At 61.3% G+C, this 22,964-nt stretch carries 22 protein-coding genes; 11 read left to right on the top strand and 11 right to left on the bottom strand.

Translation table 11 applies throughout. The features are described from left to right. Positions 1–61 precede the first annotated feature (61 nt). Both recQ and gyrB read left to right on the top strand, forming a co-directional pair. Positions 62–1,861, top strand: a complete 1,800-nt coding sequence (recQ, locus tag U1E20_RS03185; protein ID WP_409979134.1) for a DNA helicase RecQ — start codon at positions 62–64, stop codon at positions 1,859–1,861. 178 nt (positions 1,862–2,039) lie between these two features. Continuing rightward, the gene (gyrB, locus tag U1E20_RS03180) at positions 2,040–4,472 is read left to right on the top strand and encodes a DNA topoisomerase (ATP-hydrolyzing) subunit B (protein WP_409979133.1); all 2,433 of its coding nucleotides are present in this window, start codon (positions 2,040–2,042) and stop codon (positions 4,470–4,472) included. Between the two features lie 23 nt (positions 4,473–4,495). On the opposite strand, the gene U1E20_RS03175 is transcribed toward gyrB, so the two are convergent. Further along, positions 4,496–6,352 (bottom strand): DUF262 domain-containing protein, encoded by a 1,857-nt coding sequence (locus U1E20_RS03175; protein WP_409979132.1) that lies wholly within the window; start codon positions 6,350–6,352, stop codon positions 4,496–4,498. A gap of 178 nt (positions 6,353–6,530) precedes the next feature. On the opposite strand from U1E20_RS03175, the gene glyA reads away from it, so the two are divergent. From glyA to U1E20_RS03160, 3 genes are all read left to right on the top strand, one after another. Next, positions 6,531–7,790 carry a serine hydroxymethyltransferase gene (gene glyA, locus U1E20_RS03170; RefSeq protein ID WP_409979131.1) on the top strand — a complete coding sequence of 420 codons (1,260 nt, stop codon included), beginning with the start codon at positions 6,531–6,533 and terminating at the stop codon, positions 7,788–7,790. A 7-nt stretch (positions 7,791–7,797) separates the two neighbouring features. Beyond that, entirely contained in the window at positions 7,798–8,100 is a 303-nt protein-coding gene (locus U1E20_RS03165) for a (2Fe-2S) ferredoxin domain-containing protein (protein WP_409979130.1), read from the top strand. A 97-nt stretch (positions 8,101–8,197) separates the two neighbouring features. After that, positions 8,198–8,455 carry a hypothetical protein gene (locus U1E20_RS03160; RefSeq protein ID WP_409979129.1) on the top strand — a complete coding sequence of 86 codons (258 nt, stop codon included), beginning with the start codon at positions 8,198–8,200 and terminating at the stop codon, positions 8,453–8,455. Positions 8,456–8,486: 31 nt separating this feature from the next. Here the strand turns inward: U1E20_RS03160 and U1E20_RS03155 are convergent, their stop codons facing one another. Together U1E20_RS03155 and U1E20_RS03150 are read right to left on the bottom strand one after the other, a co-directional pair. Next, on the bottom strand, positions 8,487–11,762 hold the full coding sequence (locus U1E20_RS03155) for an efflux RND transporter permease subunit (protein WP_409979128.1): 3,276 nt from the start codon (positions 11,760–11,762) through the stop codon (positions 8,487–8,489). Positions 11,763–11,891: 129 nt separating this feature from the next. After that, positions 11,892–12,953 carry an efflux RND transporter periplasmic adaptor subunit gene (locus U1E20_RS03150; RefSeq protein WP_409979127.1) on the bottom strand — a complete coding sequence of 354 codons (1,062 nt, stop codon included), beginning with the start codon at positions 12,951–12,953 and terminating at the stop codon, positions 11,892–11,894. A 445-nt stretch (positions 12,954–13,398) separates the two neighbouring features. Here U1E20_RS03150 and U1E20_RS03145 point away from each other — a divergent pair, with 445 nt between their 5' ends. Next, complete coding sequence (locus U1E20_RS03145) at positions 13,399–13,665, top strand: hypothetical protein (protein ID WP_409979126.1); 267 nt, start codon at positions 13,399–13,401, stop codon at positions 13,663–13,665. A 70-nt stretch (positions 13,666–13,735) separates the two neighbouring features. Here U1E20_RS03145 and U1E20_RS03140 read toward each other — a convergent pair whose 3' ends face one another. Together U1E20_RS03140 and U1E20_RS03135 are read right to left on the bottom strand one after the other, a co-directional pair. Beyond that, positions 13,736–14,419, bottom strand: coding sequence for an NrsF family protein (locus U1E20_RS03140; protein WP_409979125.1), 684 nt, complete (start codon positions 14,417–14,419; stop codon positions 13,736–13,738). A 4-nt stretch (positions 14,420–14,423) separates the two neighbouring features. Then, the gene (locus tag U1E20_RS03135; RefSeq protein WP_409979124.1) at positions 14,424–15,014 is read right to left on the bottom strand and encodes a sigma-70 family RNA polymerase sigma factor; all 591 of its coding nucleotides are present in this window, start codon (positions 15,012–15,014) and stop codon (positions 14,424–14,426) included. A 249-nt stretch (positions 15,015–15,263) separates the two neighbouring features. Between U1E20_RS03135 and U1E20_RS03130 the strand changes: the two genes are divergently transcribed. The 4 genes from U1E20_RS03130 to U1E20_RS03115 are packed head-to-tail and all read left to right on the top strand — an operon-like array spanning position 15,264 to position 17,767. Then, complete coding sequence (locus U1E20_RS03130; RefSeq protein ID WP_409979123.1) at positions 15,264–15,545, top strand: DUF2282 domain-containing protein; 282 nt, start codon at positions 15,264–15,266, stop codon at positions 15,543–15,545. Between the two features lie 3 nt (positions 15,546–15,548). Next, the gene (locus U1E20_RS03125) at positions 15,549–16,460 is read left to right on the top strand and encodes a DUF692 domain-containing protein (RefSeq protein WP_409979122.1); all 912 of its coding nucleotides are present in this window, start codon (positions 15,549–15,551) and stop codon (positions 16,458–16,460) included. Further along, positions 16,457–17,230, top strand: coding sequence for a DUF2063 domain-containing protein (locus U1E20_RS03120; RefSeq protein WP_409979121.1), 774 nt, complete (start codon positions 16,457–16,459; stop codon positions 17,228–17,230). Before U1E20_RS03125 ends, U1E20_RS03120 begins: the two co-directional genes overlap by 4 nt. Positions 17,231–17,281: 51 nt before the next feature. After that, positions 17,282–17,767: a DoxX family protein gene (locus U1E20_RS03115; RefSeq protein WP_409979120.1), complete on the top strand. Its 486-nt coding sequence runs from the start codon at positions 17,282–17,284 to the stop codon at positions 17,765–17,767. A gap of 54 nt (positions 17,768–17,821) precedes the next feature. On the opposite strand, the gene U1E20_RS03110 is transcribed toward U1E20_RS03115, so the two are convergent. From U1E20_RS03110 to U1E20_RS03095, 4 genes are all read right to left on the bottom strand, one after another. After that, complete coding sequence (locus U1E20_RS03110; protein WP_409979119.1) at positions 17,822–17,956, bottom strand: hypothetical protein; 135 nt, start codon at positions 17,954–17,956, stop codon at positions 17,822–17,824. A 135-nt stretch (positions 17,957–18,091) separates the two neighbouring features. Next, complete coding sequence (locus U1E20_RS03105) at positions 18,092–18,295, bottom strand: hypothetical protein (protein WP_409979118.1); 204 nt, start codon at positions 18,293–18,295, stop codon at positions 18,092–18,094. A 282-nt stretch (positions 18,296–18,577) separates the two neighbouring features. After that, positions 18,578–18,790 (bottom strand): cold-shock protein, encoded by a 213-nt coding sequence (locus U1E20_RS03100; RefSeq protein WP_409979117.1) that lies wholly within the window; start codon positions 18,788–18,790, stop codon positions 18,578–18,580. Between the two features lie 220 nt (positions 18,791–19,010). After that, entirely contained in the window at positions 19,011–19,676 is a 666-nt protein-coding gene (locus U1E20_RS03095) for a TetR/AcrR family transcriptional regulator (protein WP_409979116.1), read from the bottom strand. Positions 19,677–19,747: 71 nt separating this feature from the next. Between U1E20_RS03095 and U1E20_RS03090 the strand changes: the two genes are divergently transcribed. Then, positions 19,748–20,617 (top strand): aldo/keto reductase family oxidoreductase, encoded by an 870-nt coding sequence (locus tag U1E20_RS03090; RefSeq protein ID WP_409979115.1) that lies wholly within the window; start codon positions 19,748–19,750, stop codon positions 20,615–20,617. Positions 20,618–20,805: 188 nt separating this feature from the next. Here the strand turns inward: U1E20_RS03090 and U1E20_RS03085 are convergent, their stop codons facing one another. Beyond that, entirely contained in the window at positions 20,806–22,266 is a 1,461-nt protein-coding gene (locus tag U1E20_RS03085; protein ID WP_409979632.1) for an MFS transporter, read from the bottom strand. Further along, the gene (locus U1E20_RS03080; protein ID WP_409979114.1) at positions 22,263–22,886 is read right to left on the bottom strand and encodes a 4'-phosphopantetheinyl transferase family protein; all 624 of its coding nucleotides are present in this window, start codon (positions 22,884–22,886) and stop codon (positions 22,263–22,265) included. The genes U1E20_RS03085 and U1E20_RS03080 overlap by 4 nt, the downstream gene beginning before the upstream one ends. Positions 22,887–22,964 lie beyond the last annotated feature (78 nt).

The raw sequence follows: 22,964 nt of genomic DNA, 5'->3' as shown, positions 1-22,964 counted from the left end.
CTCATCCTCCGACGCATCTTCTGGTTCGCCGCCGCGTCCGCGCCTGTGCTATCCCGCCGCCATGGCCATGCTTCCCCCGCAGGCGCGCGCGCTGCTCAAATCCGTATTCGGCTATGACGATTTTCGCCCCGGTCAGGCGGAAATCATCGCCGCCGTGCTCGCAGGCGGGCCGGTGCTTGCGGTCATGCCGACCGGCAGCGGCAAATCGATGTGCTATCAGCTCCCGGCGATCATCGACGACGCGCTCACGGTGGTCGTCTCGCCGCTCATCGCGCTGATGCGCGATCAGGTGCGGCAGATGCGCTCGCTCGGCGTCACGGCGGCAACGCTCAACTCCATGAACGGTCCGGATGAAAATGACGACGCCCGCCGGGCCATGCGGGACGGCGCGTTGCGGCTGCTCTATGTTTCGCCCGAGCGCCTGTTGATGGACGGACTCATCGCCGACGCGCGCCGCGCGGGAGCACGACGCCTCGCCATCGACGAAGCCCATTGCATTTCGGAATGGGGCCATGATTTCCGTCCCGAATATCGCGAGATCGGCCGCGCCGCCGAGGCGCTGGGCGATATCCAGGTAATCGGCCTCACCGCCACGGCCGATGCGGCGACGCGCGACGACATTGCGCGACGCCTTTTCGTATCGCCGCCGCAGGTGTTTCTGCACAGCTTCGACAGGCCGAACATCGCGCTCAATTTCGAGTTGAAGGACCAGCCGAAGCGCCAGCTCTCGCATTGTCTCGAAAAGCACAAAGGCGAACGCGGCATCGTCTACTGTTCCTCGCGCAAGCGCACCGAAGACCTTGCTTCTTACTTTCAGGAGCAAGGTTACGACGCGCTCGCCTATCATGCGGGCATGGATCAGACGGCGCGCAATCGCAATGGCGACCGTTTTCTGCGCGAGGACGGCGTCGTCGCCGTCGCGACCATCGCCTTCGGGATGGGCGTCAACAAGCCCGACGTGCGCTTCGTCGCCCATGCCGACATGCCGTCTTCGGTGGAGAGCTATTACCAGGAGATCGGCCGCGCCGGCCGCGACGGTCTGCCGGCCGATACGCTCACTCTCTATTCGCTCGACGACATGGCGTTCCGCCGCCGCCAGATCGACGCAAAGCAGATCGGCGAAGAACGCCGCCGGATCGAACATGAGCGTTTCTCCGCGCTGGCGACGCTGTGCGAAACGCCGCGCTGCCGGCGCCAGACGCTGCTCGCCTATTTCGCCGAAGAGGCGTCGCCCTGCGGATGCTGCGACGTCTGCCAGGGCAAGGTCGCGGTTTTTGACGGCGGCGTCGCCGCGCAAAAGGCGCTTTCCGCTGTCTATCGCACCGGCCAGCGCTTCGGCGCCGGACATCTCGCCGACGTGTTAAGGGGCGAAGCGAGCGACGCCGTGCGCCGGCATGGCCATGACGCGATCAAGACCTTCGGCGTCGGAAAGGAATTCTCCAAATGGCAATGGTCGTCGATCATGCGTCAGCTCTTCGCCGCCGGCGCGCTGCGGACCGCGAGCGCTGAGCATGGAGGATTCGCCCTGACGGAGAAAGGCGAACAGATTCTTCTCGGCCGCGAGACGATTATGCTGCGCGGCGATCCGATGACGCGCCGCGAACGCCGCCAAGAAGCCGCCGCGAGTCTCGACGAGGCGACGGATCGCATTCTCGCGGCCCTGAAGCGCAAGCGGCGCGAACTCGCGCAGGCGGAAGGCGTGCCGGCCTATGTCATTTTCGCCGACCGCACGCTGATCGACATGGCGGAGAAACGCCCGGCGACGCTCGACGAGATGCTCGCCGTGCACGGCGTCGGCGAAAGAAAAATCGCGCGTTACGGCGACGCTTTTCTGGAGGCGCTCGCGGCGGCGCTGCGTTAGCTTCCTTCCCCGAGCGGAGGCATAAGCCTTGCCGGGAACCCGGCGCCGGCCCGCCTCCCGGCGGAAAGGCTGTGGGACGGGGGAAATCGCAGTTATTTCCGTGCATTTTGCAACCGTTCCGGGGTAAAATAGCCGTTCTCGAATCGAGGGTCGTTCGACCCCCTCACGAACAGGCCAAATGAGCGACGAAAACCAACGGAACGACCCCGCGGAATATGGCGCGGAGTCCATCAGAGTGCTGCGCGGGCTCGACGCCGTCCGCAAGCGTCCCGGCATGTATATCGGCGACACCGATGACGGCACCGGCCTCCACCACATGGTCTATGAGGTCGTCGACAACGCCATCGACGAGGCGCTTGCCGGCCATGCGACCGATGTCGCCGTGACGCTCAACGCCGACGGCTCCTGCACGGTCTATGACAACGGCCGCGGCATCCCGACCGACATCCATCATGAGGAAGGCGTGTCGGCCGCCGAAGTCATCATGACGCAGCTCCACGCCGGCGGAAAGTTCGACCAGAACTCTTATAAGGTTTCCGGCGGCCTGCATGGCGTCGGCGTTTCCGTCGTCAACGCGCTGTCCGTATGGTTGAAGCTGCGCATCTGGCGTGCTGGCGAGGAACATTTCATGGAGTTCGCCAATGGCGACGCGGTCGCGCCGCTCGCCGTCGTCGGCGACGCGCCTGTCGTCGACGGCGCGCCAAAGCGCGGCACCGAGGTGACCTTTCTGCCCTCCCCCGCGACCTTCACGATGACCGAGTTCGACTATGCGACGATCGAGCATCGTCTGCGCGAACTCGCCTTTCTCAATTCCGGCGTGCGCATCGTTCTCACCGACGCGCGCCACGCCGAGGTCAAGCGCGAGGAACTGTTCTACGAGGGCGGGTTGGAGGCCTTCGTGCGCTGGCTCGACCGCGCCAAGACAGCGCTCGTCTCGGCGCCGATTCTCATCCATGGCCAGCGCGAACAGATCAGCGTAGAGGTCGCGCTGTGGTGGAACGACAGCTATCACGAGAATGTGCTGGCCTTCACCAACAACATTCCGCAGCGCGACGGCGGCACGCATCTCGCCGGATTTCGCGCCGCGCTAACCCGCCAGATCACCGGCTACGCCGAATCCTCGGGCCTCGCCAAGCGCGAGAAGGTCGATCTCACCGGCGACGACTGCCGCGAGGGCCTGACCTGCGTATTATCGGTCAAAGTGCCGGACCCGAAATTCTCCTCGCAGACCAAGGACAAGCTGGTTTCTTCGGAAGTGCGTCCGGCGGTCGAGAATGTCGTCAATGAATTGCTCGGCCAATGGTTCGAGGAACATCCCGCCGAAGCCAAGAATGTCGTCTCCAAAGTGTGCGAAGCCGCGGCGGCGCGCGAAGCGGCGCGCAAGGCGCGCGAACTGACGCGCCGCAAGGGCGCGCTCGATGTCGCCAATCTTCCCGGCAAGCTCGCCGATTGCCAGGAGCGCGATCCGGCAAAATCCGAACTCTTCATCGTCGAGGGCGACTCGGCCGGCGGCACGGCGAAGCAAGGCCGCAATCGCGAATTCCAGGCCGTCTTGCCGCTCCGCGGTAAAATCCTCAATGTCGAGCGCGCGCGTTTCGACAAGATGCTGTCATCGGAGCAGATCGGCACGCTGATCACCGCGCTCGGCACCGGCGTCGGCCGCGACGAATTCAACGCCGACAAGCTGCGCTATCATAAGATCATCATCATGACCGACGCCGACGTCGACGGCGCCCATATCCGCACGCTGATCCTGACCTTCTTCTATCGGCAGATGCCGGAATTGATCGATCGCGGCCATGTCTTCATCGCCCAGGCGCCGCTCTATAAGGTGACGCGCGGCAAGTCCACGCAATATCTGAAAGACGAGCGCGCACTTGAGGATTATCTGATCGAAAGCCTGCTCGACGGCGCGGTGCTGCGCGCGGGCGCGGAAGATCGCGCCGGCGCCGATTTGCGCGCCATTCTCGAAGACGCGCGCGCCTTCCGCAATGTGATGCTCAGTCTCCATTCGCGCTATGACCGCGCCGTCGTCGAACAGGCGGCGATGGCCGGCGATCTGACGCCGCACGCCGACGAAGCGGCGGCGAAGCGCTACGCCGACGACATCGTGCGACGCCTCGACGCGATTTCGGAGGAGACCGAGCGCGGCTGGTCAGGCGAGCTTCGCGACGGCGGTTATGTCTTCAAGCGCACCCTGCGCGGCGTGACGCAGGCGGTGACGCTCGACGCTTCGCTCTTAAATTCAAGCGAGGCGCGCAAGCTCCATGAGCGCGCCGAAAGCCTGCGCGAGGTTTTCGCCGGACCGGCGACCTTGATCCGGCGCGGCGACGAAGCGCCGCTCTCCGGACCTCTCGCGCTTTACGAGGCGATGAACACGATCGGCCGCAAGGGCCTCACCCTCCAGCGCTACAAGGGCCTCGGCGAGATGAACGCCGAACAGCTCTGGGAGACGACGCTCGACCGCGAGGCGCGCTCGCTGTTGCAGGTGAAGGTGAAGGAGGCGGCGGAAGCCGACGATATTTTCGTCAAGCTGATGGGCGACGTAGTGGAGCCGAGACGCGAATTCATTCAGGAAAATGCGCTCAGCGTCGCCAATTTGGATGTGTGAGTTTGAATTGTGTTTTGGTGAACTCAGGCGAATTCTATCGTATCGGCTTCGTCGAGTACGATCTCACCTTCTGGTTCGTCTGTCGGTTCTCCCCTATAGGCAGTTTTTCCCATTGCACGCTCGATCAGCGATAGGAGCGCTTCGCGGCGCACAGAAATAAACCCGTCAAAGTCGTTGTTACGAAGAGTTTGGGGGTCGATGAGATGCGAACGCAGATGATCGTCGATCGCAGCGTCTGATACGCCACCATGCGCTGAGAGGTTGGACAGATATTGAGACGGAGCGTCTCCGCCGATGGCGCGATTGGTCTTGTAACTAAGCGGCGTCTTGTTAATGATTGTGTCGTAGCGAGCACGGGCTATCATAGCTTTGTCGCACCAAGCGCGCGGGAAGATGTGGTGGATGTCTACCGACTCTTCGAAGTAGCTTGCCTGGTTGAAGGGCTGGCCGGAACGGAAGTCGCGCGCCCCCTTCTGCATCAGTAGTGTATGCACCCCCTTGTATGCAGCTGAAAGGCGCGATGTCATTGTATCTAAGCGTTCCGCGCGGAAAGCTGCGTCCTTGACCGTCGAAGGCTCCGCACCGCCCGCGATCCAGGCCAGGACATCCACCAAGTCTTTAGCAAAGCGTGTTTCAATGGCGCCACCGTACAATTCGCCGAATACACCGCACCAATACCATTGGGCAAGCTTTGTACGGACTGCATCGAACTCCCATCGATCATCGAGCTCCGCAAGGATCGCCGCCAAGGGAACGATCTGCGATTGGTAAGGCACGTCCTTGAACCAATAAATATGCTGGCTAAACAGGAATTTTCCGGCCTTTCGAAAGCCATCCTCGACGCGAGTCGCGTGCATCTTATATGCGGCAAGCGGGATACCAAGCACAGTTTCTCGCGTGCAGGTAACAGGAGGTGACTCGCCGCCGTTCCTCGACGCTTCATACACTTTTCTGCGATCAAGTGAATGAAGCAGTGCTAGCGCCTGAAAAAATTCAGTTGCTTGGAGACGCGTAAGTGGATGATCTCGCAAAGCGATCGAATCGGACAGCCGCTTGGCGCAGGCCGCCCATTGTTCCCGCAAGAGGAAGCCTTCCTCTTCACCCGCATAGATGGCCGTCAGAAGCTCAAATGCATCGAGCTTCTTTCCTCCCGTGTTGACCTTCTCAAAAACGAGACAAACCGCCTCTCTATTGGTGCTGTTTCCGAGGTGTATCACTGGCATTTGATACTGCCGGAAGGCGGCGAGCACCTCGTTCTGGAATTTGAACCAGAGCGTTGATTTTTCAACTAGATCATTTTTCCAATACTGAAAGAATCCCATCTGCCAAGCATCTGAGTCAAAAATGCGGTTTGTCGGGAACATGCATTGAGCAAACTCTCGTTCCTCTGTCGACAGATCGCGGATGATTTCCTTGCCAAAGTGGCGAGTTTCGACTTTGCTTTCTTGAATGCCGACGATTGCATTGGCACGATCTGCTGTCTCGTCGAGAGACTTCGCCATGTCGATATAAAAGAAGCGCTTAATCTTCTGTTTCTTCGCATTAATCGTTTCAACAACCGCACGCCTCATCGTTGTTTGGTAAAGTGATGTGATGCGCTGCTGGCCGTCCAGAATAAGCGCATCCGGAATGACCTTCGCGTTTTCACTCGGAGCACCTTCAACCAACCGAGGCTTGAAGTGAACTTCTCCTCCCGTCTGCAACGTCATAATCGCTCCAACAGGAAACGAGCGCGAGACCGACGTTAACAATCCCCGGAGGCCCTCTTCGTCCCAAACCCATCCGCGTTGGAAATCAGGGAGTTGAAGCAGCCCGTCACGGGCCTTCTTCAAAATTTCGTCTAACGGCTTCTTAGTGCTGTCGAATTCAACGCGGGTCATATGTCGCAATCCGAGAGATAGGTCCACGACGCGTTCTAGATGGTAAAAAATCAAAGCGTCTCGACACTATCGTATTAAGGCCGCACTTTGGAGGAGGATGTCAAGAATTGAACTGCATTAGGACACGGATAAACGTAGTAAGCACAATATTCTAACGCGAGCAAGAAGGCTTAACGCATTGAACGGCGCACGCAGCTGCTACTTCACCTCCGGCCTCTCCGCCGATCCTGAGCTCGCTTCTGCCATCGCTGACGAAACGCGGCGGCAGCAGGACGGCATCGAACTCATCGCCTCCGAGAACATCGTCTCGCGGCTGGTGCTCGAAGCGCAGGGCTCGATCCTCACCAATAAGACCGTCGAGGGCCTGCCTTATGCGCGCTATTATGGCGGCGCTGAATTCGCTGACGCCATCGAGGCGCTCGCGGTCGAGCGGGCGACAAAACTCTTCAACTGCCGCTTCGCCAATGTGCAGCCGCATTCCGGCTCCAACGCCAATGCCGCGGTCTTTCTCGGCCTCCTCAAACTCGGCGATACGATTCTCTCCATGAATGTCGCCGCCGGCGGCCATATCAGCCACGGTCATCCCGCGACGCTCACCGGGCGCGATTATCGAATCGTCGCCTATGGCGTCTCGCGCGAGACAGAGCTTATCGATCTCGACGAAGTGCGCGATCTTGCGCGCCGCGAGCGCCCGCGCATGATCATCGCCGGCGGCTCCGCCTATCCGCGCGCGATCGATTTCGCTGCGCTGCGCGCCATCGCCGATGAAGTCGGCGCCTATCTTCTCGTCGACATGGCGCATTTTGCCGGCCTCGTCGCGACGGGCCTCTATCCCGATCCCCTGCCCCACGCGCATGTGGTGACGACCACGACCTATAAATCGCTGCGCGGCGCGCGCGGCGGCATGGTTCTGTGGAACGACGAAGCGCTCGGCAGCCGGATCAACGCCGGCATTTTTCCCGGCGTGCAGGGCTCGGTTCTGCTGCATGGCGTCGCCGGCAAGGCGGCGTGTCTCGGCGAAGCGCTGCGGCCGGAGTTCGCCGCCTATAATCGCGCGGTGATCGACAATGCGCGGGCCTTGGCGCACGCCCTCGCGGAAGCGGGATTGCGGATCGTCACGGGCGGCACGGATACAGGACTGATGCTCGTTGATCTTGCTGCGCGCAACCTCACCGGCGATATCGCCGCCAAGGCGCTGGAACGCGCCGGCCTCGCCGTCAACAAGAACATGATTCCCTTCGATGCGCGTCCGCCCGAAGCGCCTTCGGGCTTGCGGCTGTCGAGCAATGCCGGCACGACGCGCGGCTTTGGCGTCGCGGAATTCCAACAAATCGCGCAATGGATCGACAGCGTGCTGAAAAATCCGCACGATGACTCGACGATCGCCGCCATTCGCAAGGATGTCACGGCGCTCTGCGCCCAACATCCGATCTATTGAGGCGCGCGTGACTCCGCCGTCCGTTCGTCTTCTCGTCTGTGTCGGTCCCCGCTGCGACGCCGAAGGGAAAAGCCGCGCGCTGCTTGCATCGGTCGAAAAATGTTTCGCGGCGACGCTTGCCGATGAACTTTCTTCCGGACGACTTTCGATCACGACGCGCGACTGCCTGCGTCTCTGCACGCGCGATCCCGTCGTGCGCTTTGAGCCGTCGGGCGAGGCGCTGTCCAATCCCACGCCCGACGAACTCGCGCGCCTCGCGCGCGAGGCGCTTGCCGAGCATGGCCTCGCGCTATCCCCGCGTTATGATTAACAAAAGAAAGCAAGTTGAATCTGCTTTGCTTTTCTATAGAAACGATTCTACGCTTAGTCTTGCGCATTGCCAAAACAATAGGCGTGAAAGGAACAACATGCGTAAACTTCTTCCGTTTTCGCTTCTCTTGGCGCTTTTCTCGGCGCTCGCCGCTTCGCCCGTCGCGGCTCAAGGCACGTCTCAGGAGCGCTCCGACTGCATGGGCGACGCGTTGCGATTCTGCAGCTCCGACATTCCTATCGTCGAAGCGATCGAATCCTGCCTCGAGGAGAATATGGCGCGGCTGAGCCCCGCCTGCCGCCACGAATTCGCCCCGGCGAACACGACCAAACTGCGCCCGGAACATTTCCAATAAGAGCGTCAGGCGCGGCCGAACCGCGCCTGAATCACTGAAGCTTGCGACGAAACGCGTCGAGCCATTTCTTTACCTGCCCGACATCGATTTTCTTGGCTTCGTGAAAGCCGATGTCATGCGCGAAACTTTCGGCCGGTTCCGTTGACGACGCGGCGCCTGATACAAAGCTCGCCGGTAAATGCCGCGCCAAGATGCGCACGACGACATAAAAGGTCGGCGTGAAGATCAGTCCGAACAATGTGACGCCGAGCATGCCGAAGAACACCGCCGTGCCGATCGACTGACGCATCTCGGCGCCTGCGCCCGTGGCGACGGCGAGCGGCAGCACGCCGAGAATGAAGGCGAGCGAGGTCATCAGAATCGGCCGCAGCCGCGTGCGGGCGGCGGTGACGGCGGCCTCGAATTTGGATTGGCCCGCCTCTTCCGCCTGTTTGGCGAATTCGACGATGAGAATGGCGTTCTTCGCGGCGAGGCCGATCAGCACGACGAGCCCGATCTCCACCAGTATGTTGCGATCGAGCCCCCTTGAGACCACGCCGAGCATCGCGGCCAGAATGCACATCGGCACGATCAGGATCACCGAAACCGGCAGCAGCAAGCTCTCATAAAGCGCGGCGAGCAGAAGAAAAACGAAGACCACCGCAAGGCCGAAGGCGAGAACGGCGGTGTGGCCGGCGAGCTTTTCCTGCAGGGCGATTTCGGTCCATTCGAAACCGAATCCCTGCGGCAGCTTCTCCGCCGCGAGCTTCTCAACCGCGGCGATGCCCTGGCCTGATGAAACGCCGCGAGCGAGATTGAGCTGAACTTCGGCGGCCGGATAGAGATTGTAACGCGGCACGCGGAATGCGCCCGTCGTGTCGCGGAAGGTGGCGACGGCGCCGATCGGCGCCATTGCGCCGGAAGCGCTGCGCGTCTTGAGATTGGCGACGTCGCGCAGCGTCATGCGATAGGGATCGTCGGCCTGCGCCATGACGCGATAGGTGCGGCCAAGCATGTTGAAGTCGTTGACGAAGGTCGAGCCGAGATAGACCGAGAGCGTTTCGAAAACGCGCCAAATCGGCACGCCGATGAGTTCAGCCTTGGTGCGATCGACATCGGCGAAAATCTGCGGCGTGCGCGTGTTGAACAGCGTAAAGGCCTGGGTGAAGTCGCCAGACTGTCCGGCCGCGCCGGCCAGCGTCCAGGCCGCGCCTTCAAGCGCCGGAAGGCCGCGCCCGGCGCGATCCTGCACATAGCCCTTCAGGCCGCCGCCAGTGCCGATGCCGGGAACCGACGCCGGCAGCAGCACAAAGGCGAAGGCGTCGGTCAGATTCGACACTTCGGCGTAAATGTCACCCTGAATCTGCGCCGCCGACAGGCCCTTCCGGGCTCGCTCCTCAAAGGACTGCAGCGTGACGAAAATCACGCCGGTGTTGGGCGCATTGGTGAAGGTCGCGCCGTCGAAGCCGCTAAAAACCACGGCGTCCTTGACCCCCGCGCGCTTCAAGATGATGTCGGTCGCGCTGCGCATGACCTTGTCGGTGCGGTCGAGCGTCGCGCCGGGCGGCAATTGAAAGGCGGCGATCACATAGCCGCGGTCGAGTTGCGGAATGAGGCCGGTCGGCGTTCGCCGCAACAGGTCGAAGGCGAAAAAGATCAGGATCGCATAGATGGCGAGCATGACGACGCCGAGCCGGACGAGACGGCCGGTCGCCGCGCCATAGGTCGTCGACAGCCGATCGAAACCGGCGTTGAAGGCGTCGAAGAAGCGGCGCAGCGGCGCGTGCGCCCAGGTAAGCCGGGGGTGGACGCTCGCTTCCTCTTCATGCGGCTTCAGCAATATTGACGCGAGCGCCGGCGACAGGGTCAGCGACACGAAGGCCGAGATGATCGTCGCGCTGGCGATAGTGATCGCGAACTGCTTGTAGAAGGCGCCCTGCAGCCCGCTGATGAAGGCGGTCGGAATGAAGACGCCGCAGAGCACCAGCGCAATGGCGATCAGCGCGCCGCCGACTTCGTCCATGGTCTTGTGGGCGGCTTCCTTGGGCGAAAGTCCCTGCGCGAGATAGCGCTCGACATTTTCGACGACGACGATCGCGTCGTCGACGACAATGCCGATGGCGAGCACCAGGCCGAACAGCGAGAGGGTGTTGAAGCTGAGCCCAGCGGCCTTCATCACCGCGAAACTGCCAATCAGTGAAACCGGGATCGCCGCCACCGGAATGATCGCCGCGCGCCATGTCTGCAGGAAAAGGATCACCACGAGAACGACGAGAACGATCGCCTCGAGCAGCGTGTGGACGACCTCGTCAACCGACTGTTGAATGAATTCGGTGGGATTGTAGATCACCGTATAGTCGACGCCGGCGGGAAAATTCTTTTTGAGACGCTCCATCTCCTGCTTGATCGATTCTGCCGTTTGCAAGGCGTTCGAGCCGGGGCGCTGAAAAATGCCGAGCGCGGTGGCGACGTCGTGATTCAGATAGGCGTTGAGCGTATAGTCCTGGGCGCCGAATTCGATCCGCGCCACGTCGCGCAGATGAATTTCGCCATCGGCGTCGGCGCGGATGACGATGTCGCCGAATTGCTCCGGCGTGCTGAGCCGTCCGAGCGTCTGCACCGACAGCTGAAAGGCGCCGGCCGAGGCGGCCGGCGGCTGATTGACGGCGCCGGCGGCGACTTGCAGATTGGCGGCGCGCAGAGCGGCGATGACGTCGCCCGCGGTCAGATCCCGCGCCTCGACTTTCGCCGGATCGAGCCAGACCCGCATCGAATAATCTCTCGCGCCAAAGAGGCGCGCGTCGCCGACGCCGTCTATTCGAGCGATGGCGTCCTTCACGTAAAGCGTCGCATAGTTCGAAATATATTGCTGGTCGCGCGAGCCGTCGGGCGACAGCAGATGCACGACCATCATCAGATCCGGCGAAGCCTTCTTCACCACGACGCCAAAGCGCGTCACCTCCTCCGGCAGGCGCGGATTGGCGATCGCCACGCGGTTCTGGACCAGCACCTGCGCAATATCGATATTGACGCCGGGCTTGAACACGACGTCGATCGACACATGCCCGTCGCCCGTCGATTGCGACGTGATGTAGAGCATGTCGTCGACGCCATTGACCTCCTGCTCGATGGGCGAGGCGACCGTCTCAGCGATCACATCCGCCGAGGCGCCGGGATAGGTCGCGCTGATATTGACCGTCGGCGGCGCGATTTCCGGATATTCGGACACGGGCAGTGCGCCTTCCGCGATCGCTCCCGCGAGCGTGAGAAGGATCGATAGCACCGCCGCGAAGATCGGCCGTTCGATGAAGAAATGCGAAATGCGCATATGGTTCCTGGTCAGGATCACGCTGCATTTCGGCCGACTCGCCCAAATGCAGCGTGATCGATTCTAATGGTTGAGAGCGCGCCACAGGCGAAAAGCCGGTTCCAACCTTTTAGCGGCGCGCTCTCGTGACTAACGGTCGCTGACAGCGACGGGCGCTTCCTTGATCTCGCCTTCCTTGGGTTTCACGGTCGCCCCAGGCCGCACCATCGGATTCGCCAGGCCGCCGATCACGATCCGATCCTTGGCGTCGAGACCTGATTGGATGACGCGCAGGCCCATTTGGATGGGGCCGAGAGTCACCGGTTTGGCGATGACCTTGTCGTCGTTAGACACCACCAGCACCGTCTTGCTTGTTTGATCGGAGACGACGGCGGCGTCGGGAATGAGCAAGGCCGAAACGTCGCCGCCGTAGAGTCGCAGGCGTCCAAATGTGCCGGGCGTCAGGAAATAGTCCTTGTTGTCGAAGATCGCCCGCCCGCGGATCGTGCCGGAGCGCCGGTTGATCTGGTTGTCGAGGAAGTCCATGACGCCGCCGCGCGACCATTCCTTCTCGTCGGCAAGCCGTACGGAAACGCGGTTTTTCAACTCGCCGGATTTATCCTTGCGCTGCTCCGCCGCGCGCGCATAGCGGATGTAGTCGGCCTCCGAGGCGTCGAAAACGAAGTGAATCGGATCGAGCGTCACGATTGTCGTCAGCAGGGTCGCCCCTGCCTGTCCGCCCTGAACGAGATTGCCCGGATCGACGCGACGGTCCGAAACGCGCCCCGAAATCGGTGCGCGAACCTGGGTCCATTCCAGGTTGAGTTCGGCGTTGCGGAGCGCGGCGTCGGCGCTCAGGACTTGCGCCTTGGCGATGTCATTACTCGCTCTTCGTTGATCGACGTCGCGCGCGGTAATGGTGCGGCCTTGGGTCATTTCCTGCGCGCGCGCGTAATCGCGAGACGACATCGCGGCCTGCGCCTGCGCCCTGGAAAGTTCCGCTCGGGCGCTATCGACCGCGATCTGATACGGCCGCTGATCGATGACGAACAAAACGTCGCCGGCCTTGACGAATTGTCCGTCAGTGAAATTGATCTTCTCCAGCGCGCCGGACACGCGCGCGCGCACTTCGACCTGCTTTAGGGCCTCGAAACGACCCGTATATTCGTCCCAGCGTGGAATCGTCCGGGCGAGCGGACGAGAAACGACCACTTCAGGCGTCGGAGCTTGCGCGCACGCACCTGTCGGCGAAGCGAAAAGCTGCAACGCCACGAACATCTTAAGCAAAGCGCCGGCAACTCTCCCGCGACCGCCGCCACGGCGCGCGGCCACAAAAGCCAACACGGTCATCTCACCTCCGGCTTGAATGCGCATTGGACCGCCCGTTCTTGACCGGCGCATTACGTCTGACGGCCTAAGGGCGACGCCATTCGAATGCAATTCGCGTATCGCTGTTTTAATCGGCGCCTGCCTGATTGATGAATGACAAATTGTTAATCGCGGCCGCGCCGATCCCAGCATAATGGCGCTGGCGTCTCCGATTAAATCATGGATCTCGCGCCGTAACCTTATTCGCCGCGGCGACGAATAGCGTCGGCAGGCTCCCAATGGGGCCTGGAGCGCTCGTCCTGTGAGCGTGATTTGCAAGGAGATGGAAATGAACGTCAAAATCGTTTCGGGCGCCTCGATGGCGGCCGCCGCGGTCGCCCTGGTTCTGAGCGGCGCTGCGACGGCGCCGGCGCACGCCAAAAAAATGAGCAAATCTGTCCATTGCAGCGGAATCAATTCATGCAAGGGGACGAGCGCCTGCAAGACCGCGAACAATGCCTGCAAGGGCATGAATTCCTGCAAGGGACAGGGGTGGCTGCCGGAAAAATCGGCGAAGGCTTGCGAGGCGAAGGGCGGCACGGTCGCTGAAATCTGAGCCAAGCGGCGCGGACGGATCGGCTTTCTTGCGCCGTGCCGCGCCGCCTTCAAATCTACGGGCCGGCCAGTCAGCGACGATGCGCCTGAATAGAGGCGAGCAATGCGTCGCGCATCGTCCAGTGCAGCAAAGCCCGGCCGAAAAGCGATGCGATTCCGGTGAGCAGGACGACGGAGCCGAACTGCCAGATACAGACCGACACGGCCGCATCCTGCCGGAAAGACAGGCGCAACGCCGCCGCCGCCAAGGCCGTCGATGCGAGCGCGGCGAGGCCGATCGTGACGAATGGCGCGATCGGCGCGCCGCGCCTGACCATCGAAAGAATGAGAAGCGCCGCCGGTATGCTGATGGCCAGAATCGTCGGCAGGCAATAGATGTCCGAATGCGCCAGGAGGCCGGCGAGGCCAAAGGCGCGAATATCTCTCCAGCAGCCGACAGCGAGAGCGCCTGCCCAGACAGACAGGAAAATTCCTGCAGCGAAGCGCTCCCAGACCGGTCGCGCCGGACAGCCGGCGCTGAACGCGCCCGCCGCCGCGACGATGCTGGTCAGGAACGCCGCGGCCAATTCCGTCGCGAATTGCGGGTCGGCGAGCTTGGCGAGCAAATCTGGCCTGACGCCCATCAGCGCCACCACGACAGCGACGTAGCACAGCGAAAACGCAAACCAGACGAGCGCGCGACGCGCGGGATGCGCGAGCGGCCGTACGGGCGCGCAATTCTCCGCCAGGGTTTTGATCAGTTCATCACTCAACATTCGCCTAGCCATCTCGCTCCAGCGCCTGACGCATTGCCTTGATCGCCCTGTGGACCCCCACTTTCAGCGCGCCGACGCTCTTTCCGGTGACCTGAGCCGCTTCGTCCAGCGACAGACCCCGGAGTTTGATCAGTTCGATCGCTTGTCGCTGGCTCGCCGGGAGCGTCGCCATGGCTCGGCTGAGCGCCTCCCGGTCGTCGCTTGCCTCCTGTTCGGATTTCGCGCCATCGTCAGGAAAGGTTTCAGGCAAAACGTCGACCGTCGTTTCATTGGCGCGCGCGTATCGGCTTCGCGCGAAGTCGGCGACGCGGCGCGCGGCGATGGTCATCAGCCAGGGCGTAAAGGGACGCTGTCGATCATAGGTCTGGCGCACGCTGTGAATCGATGCCAGGATTTCCTGAACGACATCTTCCGTATCATGCGCATGCGGCCATCGTCGCATGACGAACCGGCGCAAAACCGGGAAGAGATCGGACAGGAGTTCGGCATAGGCGGCATGATCGCCGTCCTGCGACGCCGCCATCAGCGCGCGCCAACGAATTTCCCGATCGTTCGACGTATCGCTCAATTCGCCCTGTCCGCTGCGAATGTGCATGGCGCGGCCCGCCGCTTCGCATTTCGAGCAAAAGCGCCGAGGACCGACGGCGCAGTTTTAGTCGATCAGGCGTCGGCGCGCCATCTCCCAGACTCGCCTTACGGCCCCCATCGGTTGTAACCTTTGTCGTCGTCGCCACGAATTGCCCCCTGAGACGCCCGCGATCGTTTGGGCAGGCGCAGCAGAACGCCCGTTATTCAACTGATTGCCCGGCTATTGGATGAAATCTGGAAACGAAGGGAGATCATAATGTCGGATAAAAAACTTCGTGCCGCTTTGGCGATCGCCGGCGCATTCGCCGCCGCCTGTTCCTTGGCCGAAACGGCGAAGGCCGCGAAGGCCGAGCAGGAGAAATGCTTTGGCGTCTCCTTGAAGGGCAAGAACGATTGTGCGGCGGGACCGGGAACGAGCTGCGCCGGCACGTCGAAGACCGACTATCAAGGCGGCGCATGGAAATATGTCCCCAAGGGCACATGCACGTCGATCGCTACGCCCAAGGGCAAAGGCAGCCTCGAACCCATCGCGAACTGACGCATGGATGCGCGCACCGCCCCCGAGCAAGCCCGCGCGCCTGCGGCTTCTTCGCTGCCGGCTCGCGCGGGGGTGGGATTCAAGAATGTACATTTCGCCGATATCGACGCCTCCGCGCCCGATATCGGCTTCTTCGAAATCCACGCCGAAAATTACATGGGCGCCGGGGGGCCGCCGCACGCGCAGCTCATGCAATTGCGTCGCGACTTTCCTTTGTCGATCCATGGCGTCGGCTTGTCGATCGGCGGCGCCGAACCTCTCGACCGCGATCATCTGCGCCGGGTGAAATCCGTGGTCGATCGCTATGCGCCGGCCGCCTTTTCGGAACATCTCGCCTGGTCGACTCAGGGCGCGCGCTTTCTCAACGATCTGCTGCCTTTGCCCTATAGCGCGACGACATTGGCGCATGTCGTCGCTCATGTCGACGAAGTTCAGGAGGCGCTCGGCAGGCCGATCCTCCTGGAAAATCCAGCAGCCTATCTGCGATTTAAGTCCTCGGACTATTCCGAGATAGAGTTCCTGCGCGAGATCGTGCGTCGGACGGATTGCCGGCTGCTGCTCGACGTGACCAACGCCTATGTCAGCGCGACGAATCTGGCCTTTTCGGCTGAGGATTACATCGACGCCTTCCCGATGCGCTATGTCGATGAAATCCATCTCGCCGGATATGCCGAGGATGCCGACGAGATCGGCGATCCTCTGCTGATCGACGCCCATTGCGCGCCGGTTCAGGATCAAATTTGGCGTCTCTATGATCGCGCTTTGGCGCGCCGAGGACCAGTCGCAACCCTGATCGAATGGGACAATGACATTCCGACTTTTGCGCTCCTGTCGGCGCAAGCCGCGCGCGCGGAGCTCCTTCTTGATAAGGTCCGCTCGCCGCTGAAGACGGCGCTAGATCGGACGCCTTCATGACGGCGTCGGCTGACTTCGATCAAAGCGCCTTTTTCCGCGCGCTGCTCGACCCCGAACTGCCGGCGCCGAAGGGGCTTGAAGCGCGCCACGGCCTTCCGCCAGATCGGCGCTTCGCCGTTTATCGCAACAATGTCTGCGTCGGACTGGTCGACGCGCTGGCGGAGCGCTTTCCGGTCTGCAGGCGCCTGGTCGGCGACGAGTTTTTTCGCGCCATGGCGCGGCGCTATGTGCGCGAATTTCCTCCACGCACGCCGATGCTCTTTGAATATGGCGACGGGTTTGCGACATTCGTGGCGAGCTTCGAGCCAGCGCGCGAGGTTCCTTATCTCGCCGATGTCGCGCGGCTCGAATATGCCGTCGGCGCGGCCTATCACGCCGAAAATGCAACGCCGTTGGCGATGGACGCCATGCGCGCCCTTCCTCTCGATCGGCTCGAGGAAGCGACCGCGACCTTGCATCCTTCGACGCATGTCATCGCGTCGCAATATCCGATCGTTTCGATCTGGCGGCGGCATATGTCGGATGAAGACAAGACGGCGCTGGAATTGGACCGAGGCGAAGAGGCGCTCGTCGTCCGTCCCGAACTGGCGGTCGTCGTCGCGCTTCTCCCCGCCGGCGGGTCGGCCTTCGTGGATGCGCTTAAGGCAGGACGAACATTCGAGCAGGCCGTGACGGCGGCGATTGGCATAGCGTCGGAATTCGATCTGACGACCTCTTTGCAGGCGCTATTTCTGGCGGAGGCGTTCACCGCCATTAGCGTCTCGGGCTGAACGACAAATCGCGTCGGGACGCGGCTCGATCATAGTGGAGCTTGAGGCCTTATGAATATCGTGACAACCGCCACGCGCTGGCTGGATGCGATCCCCTATGCGCTGATCGCGCTTTTTCTGCGGATCGTCGCCGCTCATCCCTTCTTCGTCTCCGGCCAAACGAAGATCGACGGACCGACTGTCGGCGGCGAGGTTTTCGGCCTCGATGTGTCGTTCCAAATCCCGACGTCGATCCGCGACTCGACCTTCGCCCTGTTCGCCGATGAATATAGACTGCCGTTGATTTCGCCGACGCTCGCCGCCTATACGGCGAGCGGCGTCGAATTCATTCTGCCGCTGCTGCTGGTCATCGGGCTTCTGACGCGCCTGTCGGCCTTCGGCCTCTTGATGATGACCATGGTCATCCAGATTTTCGTCTTTCCCGACGCATGGTGGACGGTGCATGCCTATTGGGCGGCGATTCTCGTTGTGCTGATTGCCCGCGGTCCAGGCGCGATCTCCCTCGATCATCTGCTGTTTCGGCGACGCTCGGCCTAAAGGCCGGCCCTGCGGAAGGGGCAAGCAAACCGCCTGTCGTCAGCGATCGAGACCTCAGGGTTCGTCGACATAGACTACAATGCCGGTCTGCTGGGGCGCCGTATGGGCATGCGCGAGCCCGATGCCGACTCCAAAGAAGATGACTGAACCGATGATCGCTCCGACGATCGCGCTGCTGAACTTCGACATAATGTCCTCCTGTCGTTCGATGAAAAGACATTATCGCTAGGAAGCCTGAGCGGATGTGCGCCCCCGCACGCGTCGCATTTTGCGTCAACGCGCCCCGCATTCGACTTCGCGCTTACAGGAGCCCGAGCAAGAGTCTCAGTTGCGGTCCAACCACGCGCCGAAGATCGCCCCGGCGATGGCGCCGGCGACCGAACATATAAATCCGGCCGGAAGGCCTGCGGCGGCGACGCCCAAACCCGCGGCAAGCGCCGCGCCGATTCCGGCGAAGGCGATGGGAGTCGTGCCCTGCACCTCGGGAGTCCTGACATGGGCTTTCGCTGCTTTCCGCGACCTGGCCATTTTCCGATCCTCGCTCGCGCTCGGGCCTGACGCCCGATCGCGCGTGCAAGAGCAGATAGGACGCGGCGCGCCAAAAGGGCGTGTCCGTCGACGCGGCGCAGCTGCTAATTTCTTGGCGATTTCCAGAGCTTGACTGCGAGACGCCGAGCCTATCAGGCGCGACGACTATGTCAGCTCATGCGCCGACAGGGCGGATTCTTTCCTGCCCGTCGAGATTTTTCTTCAATGGCCAAAAAAGCAAAAGCGAATCGCCCCCGACGGACCGCCAGGGGCGAAATATCGTCAGGCCGCGATCTGCAGCTGATCGGCCGATGATTTGCCGCTGCGCCGGTCGACGGCGATTTCATAAGTGACCTTTTGGCCTTCGGCGAGGCCAGAGAGGCCGGCGCGCTCAACCGCGCTGATATGAACGAAGACGTCCGGGCCGCCGGACTCGGGCTGGATGAAGCCGAAGCCCTTCTGGGCATTGAACCATTTTACGGTGCCTGTCTGCATGACATGTCCTTTCAAGAACAAGCTTTTTGCGCCCGCACGACTTGCGCGGCGCTTGAGGATCGAAGTTCTGGAGAGGAAGTCAGAAGCCGACGCGCCAAGGGAGCGAAAGCAAGATCATTCGGCCGAAACTCGATAGGCGATACTTAGCCTCTATGGCCAAAAAAACAAGCTTAGACGCGTGCGCAGGGAAATGAACGCCGTTACGCTTGCCGACTCAGAATCATGACCGCTGCCGCGGCGGCGATGCGATGGACGGCCTCGTCTTCTGGCGTGCTTGGAGATAGGCCGTCACAAGCGTGACGAGTTCTTTTCGCAGTCGCGCTCTCACTGGCGCCGGCGCATGTTCCTTGAGCATGGCTTGCACCGGCCCGACCAACGCGCCGAGCGCGATCGTGGCGACCAAGGCGGGGTCGTCGAAACGCGCGTCGGGCGCGCTGGCCAGCATGGCGGCGACCGCCGTGGCGATGCGGGCGCGCATCCGCGCGGCCAGCGCGGCGCCGCCCCGCTCTTCGGCGACGGCATAGAGCGCCATCGCCTCCCTGGGGTTGCGAAGCTTGGCGTCAAGATACGAAAGAACAAAAGCCGAAGCCATCCGAGACAGTGGCTTACCCCGATGCTCCTGGCAGGCCCGCTCCACGGCGGCAGCGACGTCCGCCAAATGCTGTTCAAGAACGGCGGCGAGCAGCGCGTCCCGGTTGGGATAATATTGATAGAGGCTGCCGACCGACGCGCCCGCCCGCTCGGCGATACGAGTCGTCGTGCAGCGGCTTAGGCCCTCCTGGATCAAAACCTGAATCGTCGCGACGCGCAGCGCTTCGACGGTGACGACCGAGCGCGCCTGAATCGGGGATTTTCTTGGCTTTAAGGTCGCTGCGACGGCGCTCATCGAATGCGAATTCAGAAAGTGAAGGTTTCTTCGTATATTTCCGTGGGCGAGTTGACGCAAGGACCGACGCAATGACGACCACATTCACCTTCGGCGACCGCGCCGTGAAACGACTCGGCTATGGCGCGATGCAGCTCGCCGGACCTGGCGCCTTCGGTCCGCCGAAGGATCGTCATGCGGCGCTGGCCGTGCTGCGCGAGGCGGTCGCCGCCGGGGTCAACCATATCGACACCAGCGACTTCTATGGCCCGCATGTCACCAACCGACTGATCCGCGAGGCGCTGCATCCCTATCCGGATGATCTCGTCATCGTCACCAAGGTCGGCGCGCGGCGCGGCGCTGACGGCGCATGGCTGCCGGCTTTTTCGCGCGAGGAACTCACGCAGGCCGTTCACGACAATCTGCGCAATCTCGGCCTCGATGCGCTCGATGTCGTCAATCTGCGACTCATGTTCAGCGTTCACGGCCCCGCGGAAGGCTCGATCGAAGCGCCGCTCGCCGCCCTCGCGGCGCTACAGCGCCAAGGCCTGATCCGCCACATTGGCCTCAGCAATGTCACGCCCGCTCAACTCGTCGAAGGACGTGGCGTCTGCGAGATCGTCTGCGTGCAGAACCACTATAATCTCGCGCACCGAACCGACGATTCTCTCATCGACGAACTCGCCGGAAGCGGCGTCGCCTATGTGCCCTTCTTTCCGCTTGGCGGCTTCACGCCGCTGCAATCATCGATCCTCTCCGATGTCGCCCGAAGCCTCGACGCCTCGCCGATGCAGGTCGCGCTCGCCTGGCTGCTGCGTCGGGCGCCCAACATCCTGGCGATCCCCGGCACAGCGTCAGTCACGCATCTGCGGGAGAATCTCCTGGCGAGTAAACTCGGTCTGCCGGACGAGGCGAAGGCCTTGCTCGACGGCGTCGCCGCGAACATCGGATCGTCTCACTGAAACATGTTTGACTTCTGGCGGCTCACTGATCGATGCAACCCGCGCAAAAGCGAAGTCACAGGGCGCGCCGGTAGGGCATAACGCAGCCTCGAAGACATGGGTCGATTGAACCGATGCGGCGCTTCTGAACCCGGATCGCGATCAGCGCTGCCGCCGAAGCCCCTCAAACAGCGCTACGATCGAGACAGCTACCTTCCACTAATGCTGTCGCCATCCTCCGGGCGCAGCGTCCAAAAAGAGATCGACGACGTCATTGTTACGACGCCTAACGCCACACAAGCGCGATTGACGGCCGACATGAACGCGCTCCTGTCGTATTGAGGAATATCGCCTAGAAACGCGCTCAACATCATGGAAACGCACGCCACGCCGAAGGTCAGGGACAGCTGAAAAAAAGAACTCGATATCGTGCTGGCCATGCTCAAATCATTCGAATGTATGTCCGCAAAGGCGATGCTATACATCGCCGTAAACTGAAGCGAATTGAAAAACCCTAGCCCGATGCTGACCAGCATCACATAGGCCACCGGCGTATCGGGCGTGACTACGGAATAAAGCAAGAGCATCAAGCCAATTATCATTGTGTTCGCGGTCAAGACGATTCGATATCCCAGCCTTCTCAGCAGGCGCGTCGACACAAATTTCATCGTCATCGACGCGATGACAGCCGGCACGGTCAATAGCCCAGACTGCCATGCCGGCAATCCAAAGCCGAGCTGATAGATCAATGGCGTCAAGAACGGCAGCGCCCCAATACAGACGCGCGTAAAAAAACCGCCAAGCACCGACACGCGAAAGGTTCTAATTTTGAACAACGAGAAATTCAGCAAGGGATCCATTGCGTGACCCTCATAGACGACATAAGCGCCGAACAGGCCGATCGTCATCAGCCCCACCATGATCGAGGCGGAAGCTCGTTGGTCGCCGATGTCGGAAATATGAAATGCGAATGAAAGAAATGCGGCGCCCGCGCCGAACAGCAGAAATCCAGGGTAATCGAGCGGTCGACGCCTTGCGCCGTAATAGTCTGGCATGTATCGCCAAAGCATCCAAAGCGCGGCCGCCCCCGCAGGAATATTGACGAAAAAAATCTCGCGCCAAGAAAGCCAATCGACGATCAGTCCGCCGACCGCCGGCCCTAACAAAGGTCCGATCAGCGATGGCACGACGACAAAATTCATCGCGCGCAGCAACTCGCTTTTTTCAAATGTCCGTACAACCGCGACGCGACCGACCGGCGTCATCATAGCGGCGCCGACCCCTTGCAACATCCTTGCAGCGATGATTGTCGGAACATCCGAAGCAAGACCACACAGCGCGGAAGCTCCAGTAAATATCAATATCGCTGCGCAAAAAACGCTGCGCGTGCCAAAATGGTCCGCGATCCACCCGCTCACCGGAATGCACACCGCAAGACTGAGCGTGTAGCTCGTCAAAATGGTCTTCAGGCTAAGCGGTGAAACCCCTAAACTCGCGGAAATTGACGGCGCCGCCGTGTTGAGGATCGTCGCGTCAATCTGCTCCATGAAGAGAGCGAAGGCGACAAGCCACGGCAGATAGCGCTTTACCTCGCGAAATTCTATCGCGGCGCGATCCTGAGTCGGAGCCACTGGCGGGTTGGCGATCTCAAGGGTTCGGCCTGAACTCATTCCGCACACCAGCTTGCGCAGTCCGTGAGGTAATAGGGCAGCACCGCGCAAGGCTCGGCAAGCGCCAAACAGGCAACCATTTCCTTCCATTGCGGTAGCGGCTTTATCCAGAAACATCTTCCATTTACCGATGCTCTACGAAACGCCCTGGAGCGCACGACGGGGATTGAAATGCTTCGAATGCCTTGGTCAACGGCCCGCCCAAAAATCTTGACGAGGCTTTCTTTCGCAGTCCAACTTTCGAGAAAGTCAATTTCCGTAGGGTCCAGAAACCGGTCTTCAGGAAACGTAATCCACTCGTAGAGCGTCAACCATTGGTGTCGATGTCTGAGGTATTCGATATCCACGCCAACGCTTACATTCGCCAAAGCAACAAGAATGCAAGAACCGCTATGGCTGATGCTGATCGAAAGCGCTCCGCCCGGCACAATTGGCTTGCCGTAGGCATCCTTCATCAGGCACGCGCCAGGAACAATCGAACTAATAATCTTGCTGGTGATTTTGAAGCTATTGCGCCTCAATAAAACTGGTCTCTCGTGTTCAAGTAGAAATACGAAGGCGCCGGAGCCGGAGAGTCCGAGCTTCGAAATCTCCGACGACTTTAGAGCCCGCCAGCTCAATGGTCTTTCCCCTTGGACGTGAATCAGAATCAAAAAGGGCGAAGTTTTGAAGCAGAAATTTCGCAGCGCAAGGCTGCT

It is taken from the genome of Methylocystis sp., from assembly GCF_046349115.1.
Lineage (GTDB): Bacteria > Pseudomonadota > Alphaproteobacteria > Rhizobiales > Beijerinckiaceae > Methylocystis.
Note: the sequence above shows the minus strand (reverse complement) of the source record. Positions and strands in the feature narration are given on the sequence as shown.